The organism is Ferrovibrio sp. GW821-FHT12F09 (assembly GCF_058806775.1).
The window spans coordinates 1,178,816-1,195,979 of record NZ_JBXAPZ010000001.1 but is presented as its reverse complement, the minus strand read 5'-3'; the positions used below and the strand labels follow the sequence as shown (position 1 = coordinate 1,195,979).

Annotated in this window: 16 protein-coding genes; 6 read left to right on the top strand and 10 right to left on the bottom strand. The window is 62.5% G+C overall.

Annotated elements, in window-relative coordinates:
• Nucleotides 1-3: 3 nt before the first annotated feature.
• Genes AC1ROB_RS06115 through AC1ROB_RS06090 form a run of 6 tightly spaced genes read right to left on the bottom strand, consistent with a single transcriptional unit; the run spans nucleotide 4 to nucleotide 6,410 of the window.
• Nucleotides 4-714, bottom strand: a complete 711-nt coding sequence (locus AC1ROB_RS06115; RefSeq protein WP_492972095.1) for an ABC transporter ATP-binding protein — start codon at nucleotides 712-714, stop codon at nucleotides 4-6.
• A complete protein-coding gene (locus tag AC1ROB_RS06110; protein WP_492972096.1) occupies nucleotides 707-2,473 on the bottom strand; it encodes a branched-chain amino acid ABC transporter ATP-binding protein/permease in 1,767 nt (588 codons plus the stop codon). The genes AC1ROB_RS06115 and AC1ROB_RS06110 overlap by 8 nt, the downstream gene beginning before the upstream one ends.
• Before the next feature lie 2 nt (nucleotides 2,474-2,475).
• Nucleotides 2,476-3,333, bottom strand: coding sequence for a branched-chain amino acid ABC transporter permease (locus AC1ROB_RS06105; protein ID WP_492972097.1), 858 nt, complete (start codon nucleotides 3,331-3,333; stop codon nucleotides 2,476-2,478).
• A 21-nt stretch (nucleotides 3,334-3,354) separates the two neighbouring features.
• Nucleotides 3,355-4,554: an amino acid ABC transporter substrate-binding protein gene (locus tag AC1ROB_RS06100; protein ID WP_492972098.1), complete on the bottom strand. Its 1,200-nt coding sequence runs from the start codon at nucleotides 4,552-4,554 to the stop codon at nucleotides 3,355-3,357.
• A 34-nt stretch (nucleotides 4,555-4,588) separates the two neighbouring features.
• Nucleotides 4,589-5,443, bottom strand: a complete 855-nt coding sequence (locus AC1ROB_RS06095; RefSeq protein WP_492972099.1) for a fumarylacetoacetate hydrolase family protein — start codon at nucleotides 5,441-5,443, stop codon at nucleotides 4,589-4,591.
• A 34-nt stretch (nucleotides 5,444-5,477) separates the two neighbouring features.
• Entirely contained in the window at nucleotides 5,478-6,410 is a 933-nt protein-coding gene (locus AC1ROB_RS06090) for a VOC family protein (protein ID WP_492972100.1), read from the bottom strand.
• 119 nt (nucleotides 6,411-6,529) lie between these two features.
• Between AC1ROB_RS06090 and AC1ROB_RS06085 the strand changes: the two genes are divergently transcribed.
• The 5 genes from AC1ROB_RS06085 (at nucleotide 6,530) to AC1ROB_RS06065 (ending at nucleotide 10,429) form a co-directional block, all read left to right on the top strand.
• On the top strand, nucleotides 6,530-7,234 hold the full coding sequence (locus AC1ROB_RS06085) for a GntR family transcriptional regulator (protein WP_492972101.1): 705 nt from the start codon (nucleotides 6,530-6,532) through the stop codon (nucleotides 7,232-7,234).
• 23 nt (nucleotides 7,235-7,257) lie between these two features.
• Nucleotides 7,258-7,845, top strand: a complete 588-nt coding sequence (locus tag AC1ROB_RS06080; RefSeq protein ID WP_492972102.1) for a malonic semialdehyde reductase — start codon at nucleotides 7,258-7,260, stop codon at nucleotides 7,843-7,845.
• A 19-nt stretch (nucleotides 7,846-7,864) separates the two neighbouring features.
• Nucleotides 7,865-8,149 carry a YciI family protein gene (locus tag AC1ROB_RS06075; RefSeq protein ID WP_492972103.1) on the top strand — a complete coding sequence of 95 codons (285 nt, stop codon included), beginning with the start codon at nucleotides 7,865-7,867 and terminating at the stop codon, nucleotides 8,147-8,149.
• Nucleotides 8,150-8,274: 125 nt separating this feature from the next.
• A complete protein-coding gene (locus AC1ROB_RS06070) occupies nucleotides 8,275-9,033 on the top strand; it encodes a phosphatase PAP2 family protein (protein WP_492972104.1) in 759 nt (252 codons plus the stop codon).
• Between the two features lie 175 nt (nucleotides 9,034-9,208).
• Nucleotides 9,209-10,429, top strand: coding sequence for a GAF domain-containing sensor histidine kinase (locus AC1ROB_RS06065; protein WP_492972105.1), 1,221 nt, complete (start codon nucleotides 9,209-9,211; stop codon nucleotides 10,427-10,429).
• 4 nt (nucleotides 10,430-10,433) lie between these two features.
• Here the strand turns inward: AC1ROB_RS06065 and AC1ROB_RS06060 are convergent, their stop codons facing one another.
• On the bottom strand, nucleotides 10,434-10,922 hold the full coding sequence (locus AC1ROB_RS06060) for a hemerythrin domain-containing protein (RefSeq protein WP_492972106.1): 489 nt from the start codon (nucleotides 10,920-10,922) through the stop codon (nucleotides 10,434-10,436).
• A 309-nt stretch (nucleotides 10,923-11,231) separates the two neighbouring features.
• Between AC1ROB_RS06060 and ku the strand changes: the two genes are divergently transcribed.
• Nucleotides 11,232-12,104 carry a non-homologous end joining protein Ku gene (ku, locus tag AC1ROB_RS06055; protein ID WP_492972107.1) on the top strand — a complete coding sequence of 291 codons (873 nt, stop codon included), beginning with the start codon at nucleotides 11,232-11,234 and terminating at the stop codon, nucleotides 12,102-12,104.
• On the opposite strand, the gene ligD is transcribed toward ku, so the two are convergent.
• From ligD to AC1ROB_RS06040, 3 genes are read right to left on the bottom strand one after another with little or no spacing between them, the layout of a single operon-like run.
• Entirely contained in the window at nucleotides 12,079-14,613 is a 2,535-nt protein-coding gene (gene ligD, locus AC1ROB_RS06050) for a DNA ligase D (RefSeq protein WP_492972108.1), read from the bottom strand. The genes ku and ligD overlap by 26 nt on opposite strands.
• Before the next feature lie 47 nt (nucleotides 14,614-14,660).
• Nucleotides 14,661-15,881, bottom strand: a complete 1,221-nt coding sequence (locus AC1ROB_RS06045) for a CaiB/BaiF CoA transferase family protein (RefSeq protein ID WP_492972109.1) — start codon at nucleotides 15,879-15,881, stop codon at nucleotides 14,661-14,663.
• A 28-nt stretch (nucleotides 15,882-15,909) separates the two neighbouring features.
• Entirely contained in the window at nucleotides 15,910-17,100 is a 1,191-nt protein-coding gene (locus AC1ROB_RS06040) for an acyl-CoA dehydrogenase (RefSeq protein WP_492972110.1), read from the bottom strand.
• Nucleotides 17,101-17,164: the final 64 nt, after the last annotated feature.

The following is a 17,164-nucleotide window of genomic DNA, read 5'->3' as shown; positions in this document are numbered from 1 at the left end:
CGGTCAGTGCGTCAGGCCGAGATAGGCCTGGCGGATTTCCGGACGCTGCATCAGGTCGTCGGCCGGACCTTCCATCACGATGCGGCCTTCTTCCAGCACATAGACGCGCTTGGCCAGCTCCATGGCCATGCTGACATTCTGCTCGACCAGCAGGACCGATAATCCGTCGGCATTGATGCGCCGGATGGCGTCGAACATGTCCATCACGATGGATGGCGCCAGACCCAGCGAAGGTTCATCGAGCAGCAGCAGCTTTGGCAGCGCCATCAGCGCCCGGCCAATCGCGACCATCTGCTGCTGCCCGCCCGACAGCGACCCCGCCGGCATCGGCAGTTTCTGCCGCACGGCGGGAAACAGCTCGCAAACCTGCTCCAGCGTCTGCTTGCGGCGCGCCTTCGCCTCGGGCAGGAAGCTGCCGAGTTCCAGATTCTCCAGCACCGTCATGCTGGTGAACAGCCGGCGGCTTTCGGGCACGATAGCGATGCCGGCCTGACAGAATTTATGCGGCGCGATGCGGGTGACATCCGAACCGTCGAACACGATGCTGCCCAGAGAGGCGCGGTTGAGGCCAGCCAAAGCGTTGATCAGCGTGGTCTTGCCGGCGCCATTCGGACCGACGACGCAGACCAGTTCGCCGGTCTGCACCTTGATGCTGACATCCCACAGCGCCGGAGCCGCTCCATAGGCAACCTTCAGATTGCTGACTTCAAGCATGCGCTTTCCCCAGATAGGCGGCCTTGACCTGCTCGTCGTTCATCACATCGACGGCATCGCCCTGGGCAATCAGGCCGCCGTAATTCAGCACCACGATACGGTCGGTCAGCGCCATGACAGCGCGCATCACGTGCTCGACGAAAATAATGGTGGTTCCGCGATCGCGGATACGGCGGATCATCTCGATGGCCTCGTTGATCTCGCCGGGCGTCAGGCCGGACAGCACCTCGTCCAGCATCAGCAGCTTGGGTCGCGCCGCCAGTGCACGCGCCAGTTCCAGGAACTTGCGCTGATGCAGATTGAGATCTTCGGGCAACACATGCGCTCGATGGGAGAGTCCGGCAAAGGCGATAAATTCCTCTGCCTGCCGTAGCGCCTCGGGCCGGCTCATGCCCTTGCCGCCAAACATCCCGACCATGGCTACATTCTCCAGCACGGTCATTTGACTGAAGGGCCGCGGGATCTGGTAGGTGCGGGCGATACCGGTCTGGGCGAAGCGATGGGCATCCAGGCCGGCCAGATTCTGGCCGTCGAAGATGATCTCGCCGGCGGTCGGCTTGAAATGGCCGCTGACGACATTGATGAAGGTCGACTTGCCGGACCCGTTCGGTCCGATCAGGCCCAGGATTTCGCCCTTGCGCACTTCCAGCGTCACATCGTTCAGCGCCTTCAGGCCGGCGAAGGCCTTGGTCAGGCCGCGCACCTGCAGCAGCACTTCGGCCGAAGCCGCCGGCTTGGTGGCCAGCCGCGCCACCGGTGCTGCCTGCCCATCAACGCCAGCATGCGCGGGCGGCGGTTCGACCGCCACTTTCCTGCGACGACCGTTCAGCCAGCTGGAGACCACGCCGAGGAAACCGGACGGCATGAACAGGATCACCACCACGAGGACAAGGCCGACCAGGGCACGGCCCAGCACGGCATAATCACCGGAAGTGAAGAAATAGAGCAGGCAGGTGATGAAGACCGCGCCGACCGCCGGGCCGATCCAGTGCCGGCTGCCGCCCAGGATGCTCATCAGCACCACCGACAGTGGCACCGTGATCGAGAAGGTTTCCGACACGGTGATATAGGACACGAAGACCGCATGGATGCCGCCGGCCAGGCCGGCCAGGCCGCAGGAAATCGCGAGCGCATAGAGCTTGAAGCGATAGGTTGGCACGCCCATCACCTCAGCCACATCCTCGTCATCATGGATCGCGAACAGGCCGGCGCCGAATTTGGAGACATAAATCCAGTAGGAGATCGCCACTGTTCCCACCGCCGCGACCAGGCCCAGCATGTAGATCGACGAAGCCTGCGAGGGACCGAGATGCGGAATGTCGACGCTGAGCAGGTAGATGCCGGGGCCGCCGTCGATGCTGGTATTGAGAATGATGGTGGCGAGCACGAAGGTGACCGCCAGTGTCAGCAGCGCGAAGAGTTCGCCGCGCACGCTCGCCACCCGGAACACCACGGCGCCGAGAGCCACGCCGAGCACCGCCGCCACCAGCACGGCCGCCGGCAGCGTTGCCAGGAAGGGCCAGCCCATCTTGCCGGCCAGATAGGCCGTGCCGTAAATGCCGGCACCGAAGAAAGCGCCGTGGCCAAAGGAGAAATAGCCGGTATAGCCGGACAGGATGTTCCACGACACTGCGAGGATAACCCAGTGGAACAGCAGGTAGAGGAAGGATTCCCAGAAAGCCGGCGCGCCGAGCCAGGGCAGGGTGGCAAGCGCGATGCCGGCCGCGAAGATGCCGGAAAGAATGGCCTTGTTCAGCATGATCAGGCCCTACCCGGACGGAACAGCAGCATGAGGATCAGTAAAGAGAACGACACAATGGGAGCCCAGGAGGGCGCGAAGATCACCATGGCGATGGCTTCGCTGACCCCGATGATGATGCCGGCCACCAGCGGCCCGAGCGCACTGCCCAGTCCACCCAGCATGACGACGGCGAAGACCACGCCCACCCAGGAGAAAATCTGCGTCGGTGTGAGCGTGAAGGTGAGTGCGAAGCAGACGCCGGCGATGGAGGCCAAGGCGACACAGACCCCTGACAGCATGAGCGACAGCCAGCGCTGGTTGATGCCGAAGGCGGCCGCGATCTGGCCGTCCTCCGCCATGGCTCTCATCGCCTTGCCGATATCGGTGAAGCGCATCGCCGCCCAGACGGCGAAGGCGAAAAAGATGGCGAGCACGAGGGTCAGCAGTTCGGGCACCGGCACGAACAGGCCGCCGATCCGGAACTTCTCCTCGCCATAAGACGACTGCAATTTGCGGAAATCGGCGGTCCAGACATACTGGATCAGGCTTTCCAGCATCACCGTCATGCCGAAGGTGACGAGCAGAGAATTGAACGGCGAGATCTTGAATCGCGACAGGACCGCCTGCTGGGCGACGCCGATCACGAAAAACACCGGCGGCAGGATCAGCAGGGTCAGCAGCGGATCGATCCGCCAGACCGAGACCATGTGGTAGCTGAGATAGGCCGAGAGAAAGACGAAACCGAAATGCGCCAGGTTGATCTGGCGCAGCAGGCCCCAGGACAATCCCAAGCCCAGACCGATCAGACTGTACATCCCACCAATGAAGACGCCAGACAGGATGGATTGCAGCAGAAGGTTCAGGCTTGGGAAAGTCATCAGGATTTACTCGTTAAACGGTTACTGCTTGAGCGTGGCGCCGGGCGCAGCCCATTCCTTGGGCCAGACCGTGACCCAGTTGTCGCCCTGCACCTGCTTGATGCGCATCAGGTCGTCGCCAAAGTTGTTGCCCTTGTCGAAGCGCAACGTGCCCTGGATCGTCGGCACCTGATTGGCTTTCAGCCAGTCAGCCATCTTGCGGTCGTCGAGGCTCTTGGTGGCCACGACCGACGCTTCCAGCAACTGCCAGGCCGTGAAGGACGCGGCCGCCTGCACCTCAACCTTGGTGTAGGGGAAACCGGCCGCCTTGGCCCGCTCGTTGAAGGTCTGGACGAACTTCGCCGCAACCGGGTTGTTGGTGTAAGGCGCATGCTCCTCGAAGATCGTGACCGAGAGGGCATTCTTGGTTTCCGGAGAGGTCGCCATCGGACCGGGTGCCGGATAGAGATGGAAGTGCAGCGGCGGCTCGTAATCCAGCTTCTTCATCGCCTCGAGCAGCATGTTGCCTTCCAAGCCGATATCGCCGACGAAGACGAGATCGGGCTTGGCATCCTTCACGCGGGCGGCGATCGGACCGAAGTCGCGGTTGCCGAATTCCCACTCGAGGAACAGAACCTCCTGCAGGCCACGCTTCTTGGCCACCTCACGCGCGCCCAGCGACAGGAAATGCAGCGAGGGGAATTTCGAGGTGACGACGGCGATGGTCTTCGGCGGCTTGGGCGCTTTTTCCAAGGCGTCGAACAGCGTGTTCGGCACAGTGGTGCCCGGATCCGGGCCGAGCGACCAGGCCGGGAAGTGCATGTCGTACTTCACCAGCGACGGAATGCCCATCGTGTGCGAGATCAGAATCTTGTTGTAGCGCTGCGCCACGCCGACGGCGGACAGGATCGCGCCGGTGGCATAGGGCCCCATGAACAGATCGACCTTGTCCGACGTCAGCAGCTGTTCATAGAGGGTGCGGGCCACTTCCGGCTTGGACTGGTCGTCCTTGACGATCCATTCCACCTGCCGGCCGAGCAAGCCACCGCGCTTGTTGAGGTCTTCGACATAGATGTCGCCGACCAGCTTGTGGACCAGCGCGGTGGCCGAGAGCGGGCCGGTCAGCGCCAGCGAGCTGCCGATGCGGACCGGACCGGACTGCGCCTGGACCGGTGCAGCGGCCAGGCCCAGACAGCCAGCCGCCATCACCGCCAGTGCGGCAATGCGTTTCAAGCTTTTCATTGTTTCCTCCCTAGTGTGAAATTTTATAGACGACTTACTCGTTCCTGACGCCATTGCGCAGGATGCCGATCTTTTCGACTTCCACTTCAACCACATCGCCCTGCTTCATGAAGATCGGCGGCTTGCGCGCGAAACCGACACCGGCCGGCGTGCCCGAGATGATCACATCGCCCGGCTGCAGCTCGAAGACTTCGGAGCAGGTGCTGACCAGGGTCTGCACATCGAAGATCATGTCCTTGGTATTGGCATCCTGCAGTACTTCGCCATTCAGGCGGCACTGGATACGCAGGCCGACCACGCCGGCCGGCAGTTCATCGGCGGTGACCAGATCCGGGCCGAAGGACGCGGTCTTGTCGACATTCTTGCCGATCATCCACTGGTGCGACTTGAACTGGTAATCGCGGATCGAGCCATCGTTGAACAGCGAATAGCCGACCACATGCTCCAGCGCCTTGTCCTTGGCGATGTAGCGACCGGCCTTGCCGATGATGACAGCGACTTCGGCTTCGTAATCGAACTGGTCGGAAATCTTCGGCTTGATCAGCGGCTCGTCATGGGCGACCCAGGATGACGGGAAACGATGAAACAGCACCGGATATTTCGGCGCGTCCTTGTAGGGGCTCTCGGCGGCGTGGTCGATATAGTTCAGGCCAACCGCAATCGCCTTGGACGGATTGAGCACCGGGGCCAGCAGCTTGGCGCCGGCAAACGGCGTCTTCTCGGTGCCGGCGGCAGCGGCGGCCTTGGCCTTGTCCAGACCGGCGGCGCCGAGGGCCAGCAGGGCATCGGTGCTGTCGGGCAGGCCGGCGGCGGTCAGGTCGACAATCTGGTCGCCCACGCGCGCGCCGAGCGAACGACGGCCGGCCTTGATGTAATTCACGAGTCTCATTGATCTGTCCTGGTTACGGTGTTGGGGAGAAGGGTCAGCCCTTGTGGGCCTGGGTTTCATGGTTGGTGACGAAATCTTCCGGCACGGCCGGTCCCCAGAGGTAGAAGGAATCCTCCGGCGGGTGATCCTGGGCCGGCCAGCCATCGAGACCGACGAAGTCGATATCGTAGGAATATTCGGTGAAGCTGCCCCAGGGATCGCGCTGGTAATAGAAGTAATTCGACCCCAGCACATGGCGGCCCATGCCCCAGCCATACTGGTAGCCCTTGTTCAGCATCTGCTCCATGCCGAGGCCGACTTCGTCCACGCCGCGCACCACCCAACTGGTATGGTGCAGGCCGGGACCGTCGGACTTGGCGAAAGCCAGCAGGTGATGGTCACTGGAATGCACGCCATGCATGAAGGCGATACCGTCGCCGGACTGATCCGAAAGATTCATGCCCATGGCTTCGCGATAGAAGTTCAGCGACCGCGGCACGTCGGAGCAAAACAGCAGCGCATGGGTGAGGCGCACCGGCTTCACCGGCTGCATCGTGCGGCGGTTGATGCCGATGTCGATGCCAGCCGGGTTTTTCATGTTCATCGGGCCGAAGGTTTCGCCCTTCTGGCTGGGCGAGGATTTCTCGGCCACCACGACCTGCAGGGTGATGCCGTCAGGATCGCGCAGCCAGAATCCCTGCTCGTCGACCAGCGGGTGCGGGTCGATCAGCGGGACGCCGCTTTTTTCCAGATGGCGCCGCAGCGGCTCGTAATCGTCCGGATAGACGCCCAGCGCCAGATATTCGAGCTTCTTCGGCTTGCCGCTTTCATAGATCGAGCCCCAGCGATGGGGATGGTCGAAGGTGTAGAGATCGAGGCGCTGGCCGACCTGGCGCACATCGAGGCCGAAGTCGGTGAAGTATGTCCGAGCTTCATCCAGGTCCGGGACGCTGAAGACGAAACGGTCAAGGGAATGGATAGCGGTCACACCGGGCCGCCTCGGGTCTGCCATTGCTCGGTCCTCCTGTCCGTTCTTGCAAGAACGTGACTTTTTATATATTTTTTGGTCTATCATATGGATTAAACAGCTGGCAATATATTTTTCAGATGAAAATAGCTGAAACCCTGGTTGAGCTTGAAACGGCCGCCGAACCCACGGCGCTGACCAAGTCCCATCGCGCCTACACCCAGATCCGCGCCGATATCCTGTCCTGCCGCCTGTTGCCCGGTATGAAGCTCAATATTGCCGGCCTCGCCGCCGACCTGGATGTCAGCCTGGGGGCCGTGCGCGAGGCCCTGTCGATGCTGCAGTCGGAGGCGCTGGTCGTCTCCGAGCCCCAGCGCGGCTACACGGTCAGCCCGGTTTCGCCCAAGGAACTGGCCGATATCACCGAAGCCCGCATCGCCATCGAAAGCCTGTGCCTGCGCGCCTCGATCGCACGCGGCGACCTGAGTTGGGAGAGCGGCATCGTCGCCGCCTTCCATCGGCTGTCGCGGCTCAGCGAGACCGTCGAAGGCAAGGACATGCATCTGAGCGAACCCTGGTCGCGGGCGCATGCGGATTTCCATGCCGCGTTGCTCGGGGCCTGTGGCAACGACTGGCTGCTGCGCATGCGGGCGATGCTGTACGAACAGAGCGAGCGCTACCGCCGCATGTCGGTGCCGCTCGACAGTGGCACCCGCAACGTCCATGGCGAGCATAAACTGATGTTCGAGGCCGTGATGGCCCGCGATGCCGACCGCGCCGCCGCCGCGCTGGAAAATCACCTGCGCCGCACCGCCACGATCGTGCGCGAGTCGGTCAGCCTTTAACGCCCCCACCACGGATTGCATCGATGACAAAGATTGCCCAGGCCGCCCTGGACCAGCTGTTTTTCAACGCACGTACCCAGAATGGCTGGCTCGACAAGCCCGTGTCGGATGCGCAACTGCGCGAGCTGTATGACATCGCGAAAATGGGCGCCACCTCGATGAACACCCAGCCGATGCGCGTGGTCTTCCTGCGCACGGCCGAGGCCAGACAGCGCCTTGCCCCGGCGCTGTCGCCCGCCAACCTGGACAAGACCATGGCTGCGCCGGTGACCGCCATTGTCGCCCGCGATACGCAGTTCTACGAATTCATGCCCGAGATCTGGCACAAGCCCGAAGCGCGCGAGACCTTTGCCAACAATGCCCCGATGGCCACGGCCACCGCGCAGCGCAATGCCACGCTCCAGGGCGCCTATCTGATGATGGCCGCCCGCGCCATCGGCCTCGACTGCGGCCCGATGAGCGGCTTCGATATCGCCAAGGTGAATGCCGAATTCTTCCCCGACGGCCGCTGGCAGACCGATTTCCTGTGCAATATCGGTTACGGCGACAGCTCGAAGCTGTTCGGCCGCCAGCCGCGGCATGATTTCGACCGCGCCTGTCGTTTTCTGTGATCTGCCGCCTGCTGTGACGATGCTGTTCGCCATCCACTGCATCGACGGTGCCGACGCCCTGCCGCGCCGGCTGGCGCATTACGATGCCCACAAGGCCTATCTGGCCCAGGCCCGCGTGAAGACCGTGATCTCCGGTCCGCTGATGTCGGATGATGGCGAGCGCATGATCGGCAGTCTGTTCGTGGTGGAAGCCGGAAGCCGCGCGGATGTCGAGGCTTTCAATGCCGGCGACCCCTTCCGCCTGAATGGCATCTGGGACCGTATCGCCATCCACGTGTTCAACAAGCGCGTCGACAACCGGTAAATCCGACCGCCCTGCATACCGTCCGGTCACCGTCTGGTCACCGGCCCGGGCCCCTTGGTCACAGCCGCGCCACCATGAACGTTTTATGACACCCGAAACCGTCATAACCGTCCGGGTGGAACGCCATGTCCAGTCTCGCCACGCTTGTGGCACCGATCGCCGGAATCGATCGCGCCATCGCCATCTGGCTCAACCAGTTCGTTGGGCATGACGCGCGGCTTGACCGGTTTGTCTATAACATCGCCGATTCAGCCATCTTCAAGGGCGGCCTGTTCATGGCGTTTTTCTGGTGGCAGTGGTTCCGACGCGATCACGAACCGGAACAGCGGCGCCAGACGATCATCACGGCCCTGGCCGGCAGTGTGGTGGCGATTGGCATTGCCCGCCTGCTGCAACTGATGCTGCCCTTCCGGGAGCGACCGCTGCACAACACCGGGCTGGACCTGACCCTGCCGCTGGGCATGGACGCGCAGAATCTCGATGGCTGGAGCTCCTTCCCGAGTGACCATGGCGTCCTGTTCTTCGCGCTTTCCGCCGCCATCTGGCGCCTGCAGCCACGACTGGGCCAGGTGGCCATTGTCTGGACCCTGCTGGTGATCTGCCTGCCGCGCATGTTCCTGGGCTATCATTACACCACCGATATCCTGGCAGGCGGCATCATCGGCATCGCCGTGATGCAGGTGTCCTTCCTGCTGCTTCGTCCGCGCTTCCTGGCCCAACCGCTGCTGCGCTGGGAAGGGGCGCATGCCACATCCTTCTACTGCATAGCATTTTTGGCCAGCCTGGAACTGGCCGTCCTGTTCCAGGATCTGCGGCAGCTGGTGAGCGACAGCCTGCACATGATGCAGTATTTCACGGCGACCTCCGGCGGCCCAGCCACATAGGGATCGCTCCGGCTATACGGAGCGGAATATAAAGAAACGGAAACCTGTCAGGAAAACCCGGCTTTTCGGGCCGGGCCGGGACGGCCGTTACTGTAAAGTTAGGCTGCCCTCTTCAGGGCCGATGATAGCGTTCCGGTCGATCGCACACTCGCGATTGCATCGAAGGTCCGCCATCATGACTGTTGCCGCCGCCCTGCCCGTCCATGAAGCCGAACGTCTCGTCGCATTGAACAGCTATCAGATTCTCGATAGCGCCCCTGATGTGCGCTTCGACCGCGTCACACGCCTGGCTGCCGATCTGTTCGACACGCCGATCGCCATGGTCTCGCTGGTCGACGCTGAACGGCAGTGGTTCAAGTCCAGTTACGGTCTGGCCGTGCAGGAAACCACCCGCGACATCGCCTTCTGCGCCCATGCGATCCTCGACGACATTCCCTTCCTCATCGAAGATGCCGAAGCTCATCCGCTGTTCCGCGATAACCCGCTGGTCACCGGCGCGCCCCATATCCGCTTCTATGCCGGCATCCCGCTGGTGACCGCCACCGGCCACCGCATCGGCACTTTCTGCGTGGCTGACCGTCAGCCGCGTCATCTGACACCCCAGCAACTGGGCCATCTGCAGAGCCTCGCCGCCATCGCCATGGATGAACTGGAGTTGCACAAGGCGAAACGGCAGGCCGAGCAGCATGCCGCCGAGCAGGAAGCCTCCAATCGCATGAAGAGCACCTTCCTCAGCTCGATGAATCATGAATTCCGCACACCCCTGAACGCCATCATGGGCTTTGCGCAGATCCTGCGCATGAATCCCAGTGGCACCCTGTCTTCAAATGAACTGGATTATGTTTCAGCCATCGAGACCGGTGGCCGGACCCTACTGGCACTGACCGACGGAATCATGACCATGGCCTATATCGAAGCCGGCAACCTGAAGATCGAGCGCGAAACGATGACCGCGGCCGAAGTGATCGCCGAAGCCTTCGATCTGCACCGGCCGGCCGCCAAGCTGAACAGCCTGACCCTGGTGGAGAATCCGGGCCAGCAGATCCTGCGCTTCCAGGCCGACCACACGCAGCTGATGCGCGTGCTGGGCAACTTCATCAGTAATGCCTACAAGTTCACACCGCCCAGCGGCAAGGTCGAGCTGGGCTGCCGGTGCGAAAACGATGCCGTGGTGCTGTATGTGGCCGATACCGGCTGCGGCATCCCGGCGGCGCGGCAGGCCGATACCTTCAAGAGCTTCAACCGGCTGGGTCGCGAGGGCAGCGCCGTTGCCGGCAGCGGCCTGGGGCTGGCCATCGCGCGCCGCTTGACCCAGGCGATGGGCGGCGAGATCGGCTTTGAAAGCCAGGAAGAGGCCGGCAGCCGCTTCTGGGTGCGCTTCCCGCTCGCCGCGTAAGCGGTCAGGCCCGACAACGGACTTGCTGCGGCGCCTGAGCGGTCAGCTCGTCGCGGGCCGCCAGGAAAACCGCCACCATATCGGCCTGCTGCGCAGCGTTGAAATGGCGGTCCAGCATCGCGAAGAGGATCTGCCGCTCGTCTTCGACATGCCGCAGCAGCAGCGATTTCAGCACCACGGCGTGGGCCGTCCAGGGCGGGCTGGTGGTGGCGCTCGAGCGTCCAAGCTTTTCGATGATATGGTCGAACAGGCTGTGCTCGACATAACCCTGCAGGGCCAGGGCTTCGGTCCCTACGCCCTTCGCTGCCTTCAGCATCTCGTAGACCGCCGCTTCTTCCGCCCGCGCCGCCAGGCTCCAGGCCAGCCTGAACCGATGCAGGATGTCGCGCCGCTGCTGCGGATTGTCCTCTTCGCGACAGAGTTGATCCGCCAGGTCAAGAACCGCGTCATGGCTTTGGCGCAGCAGCGCGGTAATGCCGGCTCCGGCTTCCACGGTTATCACTGCTGACGCTGCTGCTGGGCCTGCTCCTGCTGGCGGCTGGCCTGGGGATTGCTCGCTTGCTCAGGGCGCGGCGGAAGATGGTTGGGTGCGGCTGGAGCGGATTTGGGCGGCGCGGGCCGGGATGACAGCAACGTCTGATCCTGCATCTTTCCCTCCATGGTCCTGTGGTTGCCGAGCCAAACCCCAACGAGGCCTATGCGTTCCATGGTCGGGCGAATATTTCTCCGGAACCCCCGTCCAGGGCTTCCGTTCGACTCACGCCATCAATTTCATGCCATTGGATTTTCCCGGAGAATCGCCATGCAACGCCCCAGTTGGGAAGGTCATCTCAAGTTGTCGCTGGTGTCCTGCCCGGTGGCTCTGTACAGCGCCACCACACGCGGCAACGATATTGCCTTCCACCTGATCCACAAGAAAACCCACCGTCGCATCCGCATGGTGCCGCATGACCCAAAGCTGGGAGCCGTAAAGCGGACCGACCTGGTGAAAGGCTACGAAGTGGGCAAAAACCGCCATGTGATTCTGACCGACGCCGATATAGACGCTGCCCGCATTGAATCGACGAAGAATATCGACATCGAAAGCTTCGTTGGCATGGACGATATCGACAGGGTTTACTGGGACCAGCCCTATTACGTCGCACCGAATGGCAAGAATGCCATGGAAGCCTACAGCATCATCCGGGAAGCAATGGAAAGCACACAGCGTATCGCCATTGGCCGGGTTGTGATGCATACCCGCGAACGTGTTGTCGCCGTCGAGCCGCGCGGCCGCGGCCTGTTGCTGACAACCCTGCGCAGCCACGATGAAATACGCGATGAAGACTCTGTCTTCCGGGGTATCCCGGCACGCAAACCTGACAAGAAAATGCTGTCCATCGCCGAACAGATCATCGGCCAGCAGGCGGAAGCCTTCGATCCGTCCGATTTCATCGACCGCTATGAGGATGCCCTGCGCAAGATCATCAAGCGCAAGCAGAAGGGCCAGAAAATCACCGCACCGCCGCCGGATGAGGACAAGGCGGAAGAGAGTGATCTGTTGGGTGCCCTGCGCCGCAGCCTGAAGGGTAGCGGCAAGGCGGCGCCGGCCAAACCCTCCAACCGGCGCCGCAAGGCAACCACCCGCAGCGCATCCCGGAAAAAGGCCGCTATGCGCCGGCGCGCCGCAGCATAGCTGGAGTCAACGCCACGCGGCTGGCCTCGAAATCATCCCAGTCACCAATATGCTTCAGCGCCGCCGGCAACTTTTTCATGCTGTAGACCGGCAGCCGCTTCTGTCTGGTCAGAAAATCCCAGGTGACCGGCACGGCCAGCGGTGCGCCGGGTCTTGCGCGCGGCGACCAGCATGACACTGCCGTGGCGGTGCGGTCATTGCGCAGGTAGTCGACAAAAATCTTGCCTTTGCGCTTGGCTTTGCGTGCCTCGGCAATGAAATGTTCCGGATCGGCCTGCTCGAAGGCCACGGCCACTGCGTGGGTGAAAGCCTTGATCTCCTTCCAGCCCGCCTTCGGCTGCAGCGGCACCACCACATGCACGCCCTTGCCGCCGGTGAGCTTGGGGAAACTCGCCAGGCCCAGCCCGGCCAGATGATCGCGCATCGCCAGTGCAGCTTTCTTCACGAAACTGAATGGCACGGTCGCATCAGGATCAAGATCGAAGATCATCTGGTCGGGGTGTTCAATATCCTTGACCGTCGATCCCCAGGGATGCAGTTCCAGCACGCCGAACTGCGCCATAGCCTGCAAACCCTCGGCGTCTTCCACGGTGAGATAGGGCTGCGTCTCGCCCCTTATCTTCACCTTACCGATCAGGGCAGAGGTTCCGCGATTGTGGTGTCGCTGGAAAAACTGCTCGCCAGCAATGCCGTCGGGCGCGCGAATGATCGACAAGGGTCGATATCCGGCGAAACGCAGCAACGGCACGGTCATGCGCGCATAATAGGCTGCCAGATCCAACTTGCTGATCTTCTCCTTCGGCCACAGAAGCTTGTCGGGGTTGGTCAGCACCACCTTGCTTTCGGCCCCTGGAATCTTTGCTCGCGCCACGGCCTTGCCCTCGCCTTTCACGGTTTTCGCCGGCTTATCTTCGCGCAACCCCTTGTACGATGCATGCCTCAGCAGCCCCTCACCGGTCCAGCCGCCATATTCCACTTCCGCCACCAATTGCGGCTTTACCCAGCGCACGTCGGAAGTCTTCTCCGGCTGCGGGCCGATAAACGGCGTCGCTTTCACGGATAATGGCTTCAGGGCTTTATTCAATACCTTTGATAGCGTGACATTGAATCCGGTGCCGACCCGGCCACGGTATTTCAGGTCCCTGCCATCGTAAACGCCAACCAGAAGAGAACCCATACTTCTGCCGGCCGTACCCAGGCTGTAACCGCCGATCACAAATTCCTGCCGGCCTTTGCACTTGGTCTTCACCCACAGATCGCTGCGGCCAGAACGGTATGGAGCATCGAGCTGCTTGGAGATTATGCCTTCCAGCGCCATGCGGCAGGCGGACTGGCGCAGGCTCTCGCCCGGCAAGATGAAATGCGGCACATACCGGATCAGCACCTGTTTCTTTTCGGGGGCCAGATAATCCTGCAGTAGCCGTTTGCGTTCCTCGTAACGCTCGACGCGCAGGTCCCGGCCCTCACTCCAGAGCAGGTCGAAGGCGAAATAGACGAGATCCGCGGTGTCGCCCTCCTGCAGGGCAGCCTGTAGCGCCGGAAAGTCTGGTCTGTCCGCATCATCCAGCGCACATATTTCGCCATCAACGATACCGTCCGGAAATTGCCTGGCCGCATTGGCGATCTCGGGAAATTTTTCGGTCCAGTCGAGCCCGCTCCGCGACCAGGCCGTCACGGCGCCATCATGAATCCGGAGCTGGATGCGATAGCCATCGAACTTGATCTCGTGGGCCCAGCCTGATTCCTCGGGCGGCGCATCCCAGAGCTTGGTCAACTGCGGCTCGATGAAACCCGGAGGCTCATCCTCCCGGGATTTGCGGCGGGCGGATTTCTTCTTTGCCGCCTTCCGTTGTCCGGTCTTTTTCTTCGCCGTCTTTGGTTTTGCCACTGCTTTCGGTTTCACGGCCTTACCGCTACGCCACTCCGCCGAATTGCCCTCGGCGATCTCGGCCAGACTGCGGCCGCTCTCCACCGACTCGTCGATGGCGGCGATATTGGCGGCGCGCCCGGTTTTGACGAAGCGGTCCTTTTCCTTGATCAGCAGCCAGTTCCTGCCGTCCGGATTGCGCGATCCGCGCATTTGCACCAGCGCCCAGCGGCCATGCAGGCGCTCGCCTTCCAGTTCGAAGGCGATCTTGCCCTGGCGAAGGGCTTTGGCCGCATCGTCGGTCTCGACCGGATGCCAGTGGCCCCGATCCCAGAGCTGCACCGTGCCACCGCCATATTCGCCCTCGGGGATCGTGCCCTCGAAGGTGCCGTATTCGACCGGATGATCCTCCACCTGCACGGCTAGGCGCTTGTCGGCCGGATCGAGGCTCGGACCTTTGGGCACAGCCCAGGATTTCAGTACGCCGTCATGCTCGAGCCGGAAATCGAAATGCAGACGACTGGCATCGTGTTTCTGGATCACGAAGCGATGCTGGTCACGCTTGTGGGCCTTGCCGCGCGGTTCGTCGGTTTTTCTGAAGTCGCGTTTGCGGTTGTAGGTGGAAAGGGTCTGTTTCGGCATGCCGGGTAAACCGCCGGCAGGCATCGAAGTTCCGGGCTGAAACCAGCCTAGATCACGCCCTTCTTGCGCAGTTCGGCGAGTTTCGCCGCATCCATGCCCAGCCGCTCGGCCAGCACCTCATCCGTATGTTCGCCCAGCAGCGGCGGACCCCGGTCATAGCTGACGGCGGAGTCCGACAGGCGCAGCGGGCTGGCCACGCTGGGTAGGCTGCCCTGCTGGGCATGCGGCACGGTTTTCTGCAGGCCGCGGGCCTGCACATGCGGATCGGCGAAAACGCGATCGACGGTGTTGATCGGGCCGCAGGGCACGGCGCGCTTTTCCAGCGCCGCGATCAGGTCGTCCATCGTGCGCTTTTTCGTCTCGGCCTCGATGGCGGCGACGATTTCGGCACGGTGATGCAGCCGGTCGATATTCTTGGCGAAGCGCGGATCAGTCTTCCATTCCGGATGGCCAAGCTCGTCCGCCAGCTTTCCGAATTGGCCGTCATTGCCCACCGCGATGATCACGAAACCGTCCGATGCCGGGAAACTCTGGTAGGGCACGATGGCAGCATGGCCGTTGCCCATGCGCACCGGCGCTTCGCCGCCGACCAGATAGTAGGTCGCTTGATTGGCCAGCGCCGCCACCTGCACATCCAGCAGCGCCATGTCGATATACTGCCCCCGGCCCGAACGTTGACGCTGGTTGAGCGCACCGAGAATGGCGATGGTGGAGTACAGCCCGGTCATCACATCGGCCAGCGCCACGCCGGCCTTCTGCGGGCCGCCGCCGGGAAGATCATCCTTCTCGCCGGTCACGCTCATCAGGCCGCCCATGCCCTGGATGATGAAATCGTAGCCGGCGCGCGGCGCATAAGGCCCGGTCTGGCCGAAGCCGGTGATCGAGCAGTAGACCAGACGCGGATTGATCTGCGACAGGCTGTCGTAATCCAGCCCGTATTTCTTCAGGCCGCCGAGCTTGTAATTCTCCACCACCACATCGGCCTTGGCCGCGAGGTCGCGCAGGATCTGCTGGCCCTCCGGCGTCGCCATGTCGACGGTGATCGAGCGCTTGCCGCGATTCGCTGCCAGGTAATAGGCGGAATCGGCACGCGCGCCGGTCTCGGGGTCCTTCAGATAAATCGGGCCCCAGCTGCGCGTATCGTCGCCCTCGCCGGGCTTTTCCACCTTGATCACGGTGGCGCCGAGATCGGCCAGATTCTGGGTGCACCAGGGCCCGGCCAGAACCCGACTGAGATCGAGCACGACGATGTCGTCGAGCGCGCGCATCGGCGCCTCCGTGTCTATGGTGGAAGGCTTAGTAGAAAGCCTGGATACCCGTCTGGGCGCGGCCGAGGATCAGCGCATGGACGTCATGCGTGCCCTCGTAGGTGTTCACCGTCTCCAGATTTACCAGATGGCGCATCACATGATAATCCTCATGGATGCCGTTGCCGCCGTGCATGTCGCGGGCGACGCGGGCGATATCCAGCGCCTTGCCGCAGTTGTTGCGCTTGATCAGCGAGATCATCTCCGGCGTTTCCTGGCCGGCATCGCGCAGACGGCCAACGCGGAGCGCCGCATTCAGCCCCAGGGCGATTTCGGTCTGCATGTTGGCCAGCTTGAGCTGGATGATCTGGTTGGCGGCCAGCGGCCGGTTGAACTGCTTGCGGTCCAGCACATACTGCCGCGCCAGATGCCAGCAGGTTTCCGCAGCACCCATGGCGCCCCAGGCGATGCCGTAGCGCGCGCTGTTCAGGCAGCCGAACGGACCTTTGAGGCCCTGCACATTCGGCAGCATGTTTTCTTCCGGCACGAACACGCTGTCCATGACGATTTCGCCGGTGATCGAGGCACGGAGCGACAGCTTGCCGTTGATCTTCGGCGCCGACAGACCCTTCATGCCCTTTTCCAGGATGAAGCCGCGGATGATGCCATCCTCGGTCTTGGCCCAGACGACGAAGACCGTCGCCAGCGGCGAATTGGAAATCCACATCTTGGCGCCGGTCAGTTCATAGCCGCCGGGCACCTGCTTGGCGCGGGTCTTCATGCCGCCGGGATCGGACCCGTGATCGGGTTCGGTGAGGCCGAAGCAGCCGATCCATTCGCCGGTCGCCAGCTTGGGCAAATACTTCTGGCGCTGGGCTTCCGAGCCATAGGCATAGATCGGATACATCACCAGACTCGACTGCACGCTCATCATCGAGCGGTAGCCGGAATCGACGGCTTCCACTTCGCGGGCGACCAGGCCATAGGCGACGTAAGACGCGCCGGCGCAGCCATAGCCATCGATCATCGAGCCGAGCAGGCCCAGTTCGCCCATCTCGCGGAAGATCGCCGGATCGGTCTTTTCCTCGCGGAAGGCCTCCTTCACGCGCGGCAGCAGCTTGTTCTGGCAGTATTCGCGCGCCGTATCGCGGATCAGCCGCTCGTCCTCGGTCAGCTCCGCGTCCAGGTTGAACGGATCTTCCCATTTGAAGGCGGCTTTGGCGGCTTTCTGCACGTTCATGGCGGTTTCCTCAGGCAGGCGTGTTTGAAGGAGCAAAATATACCCCTCAGGCGAGGCCGCAAGC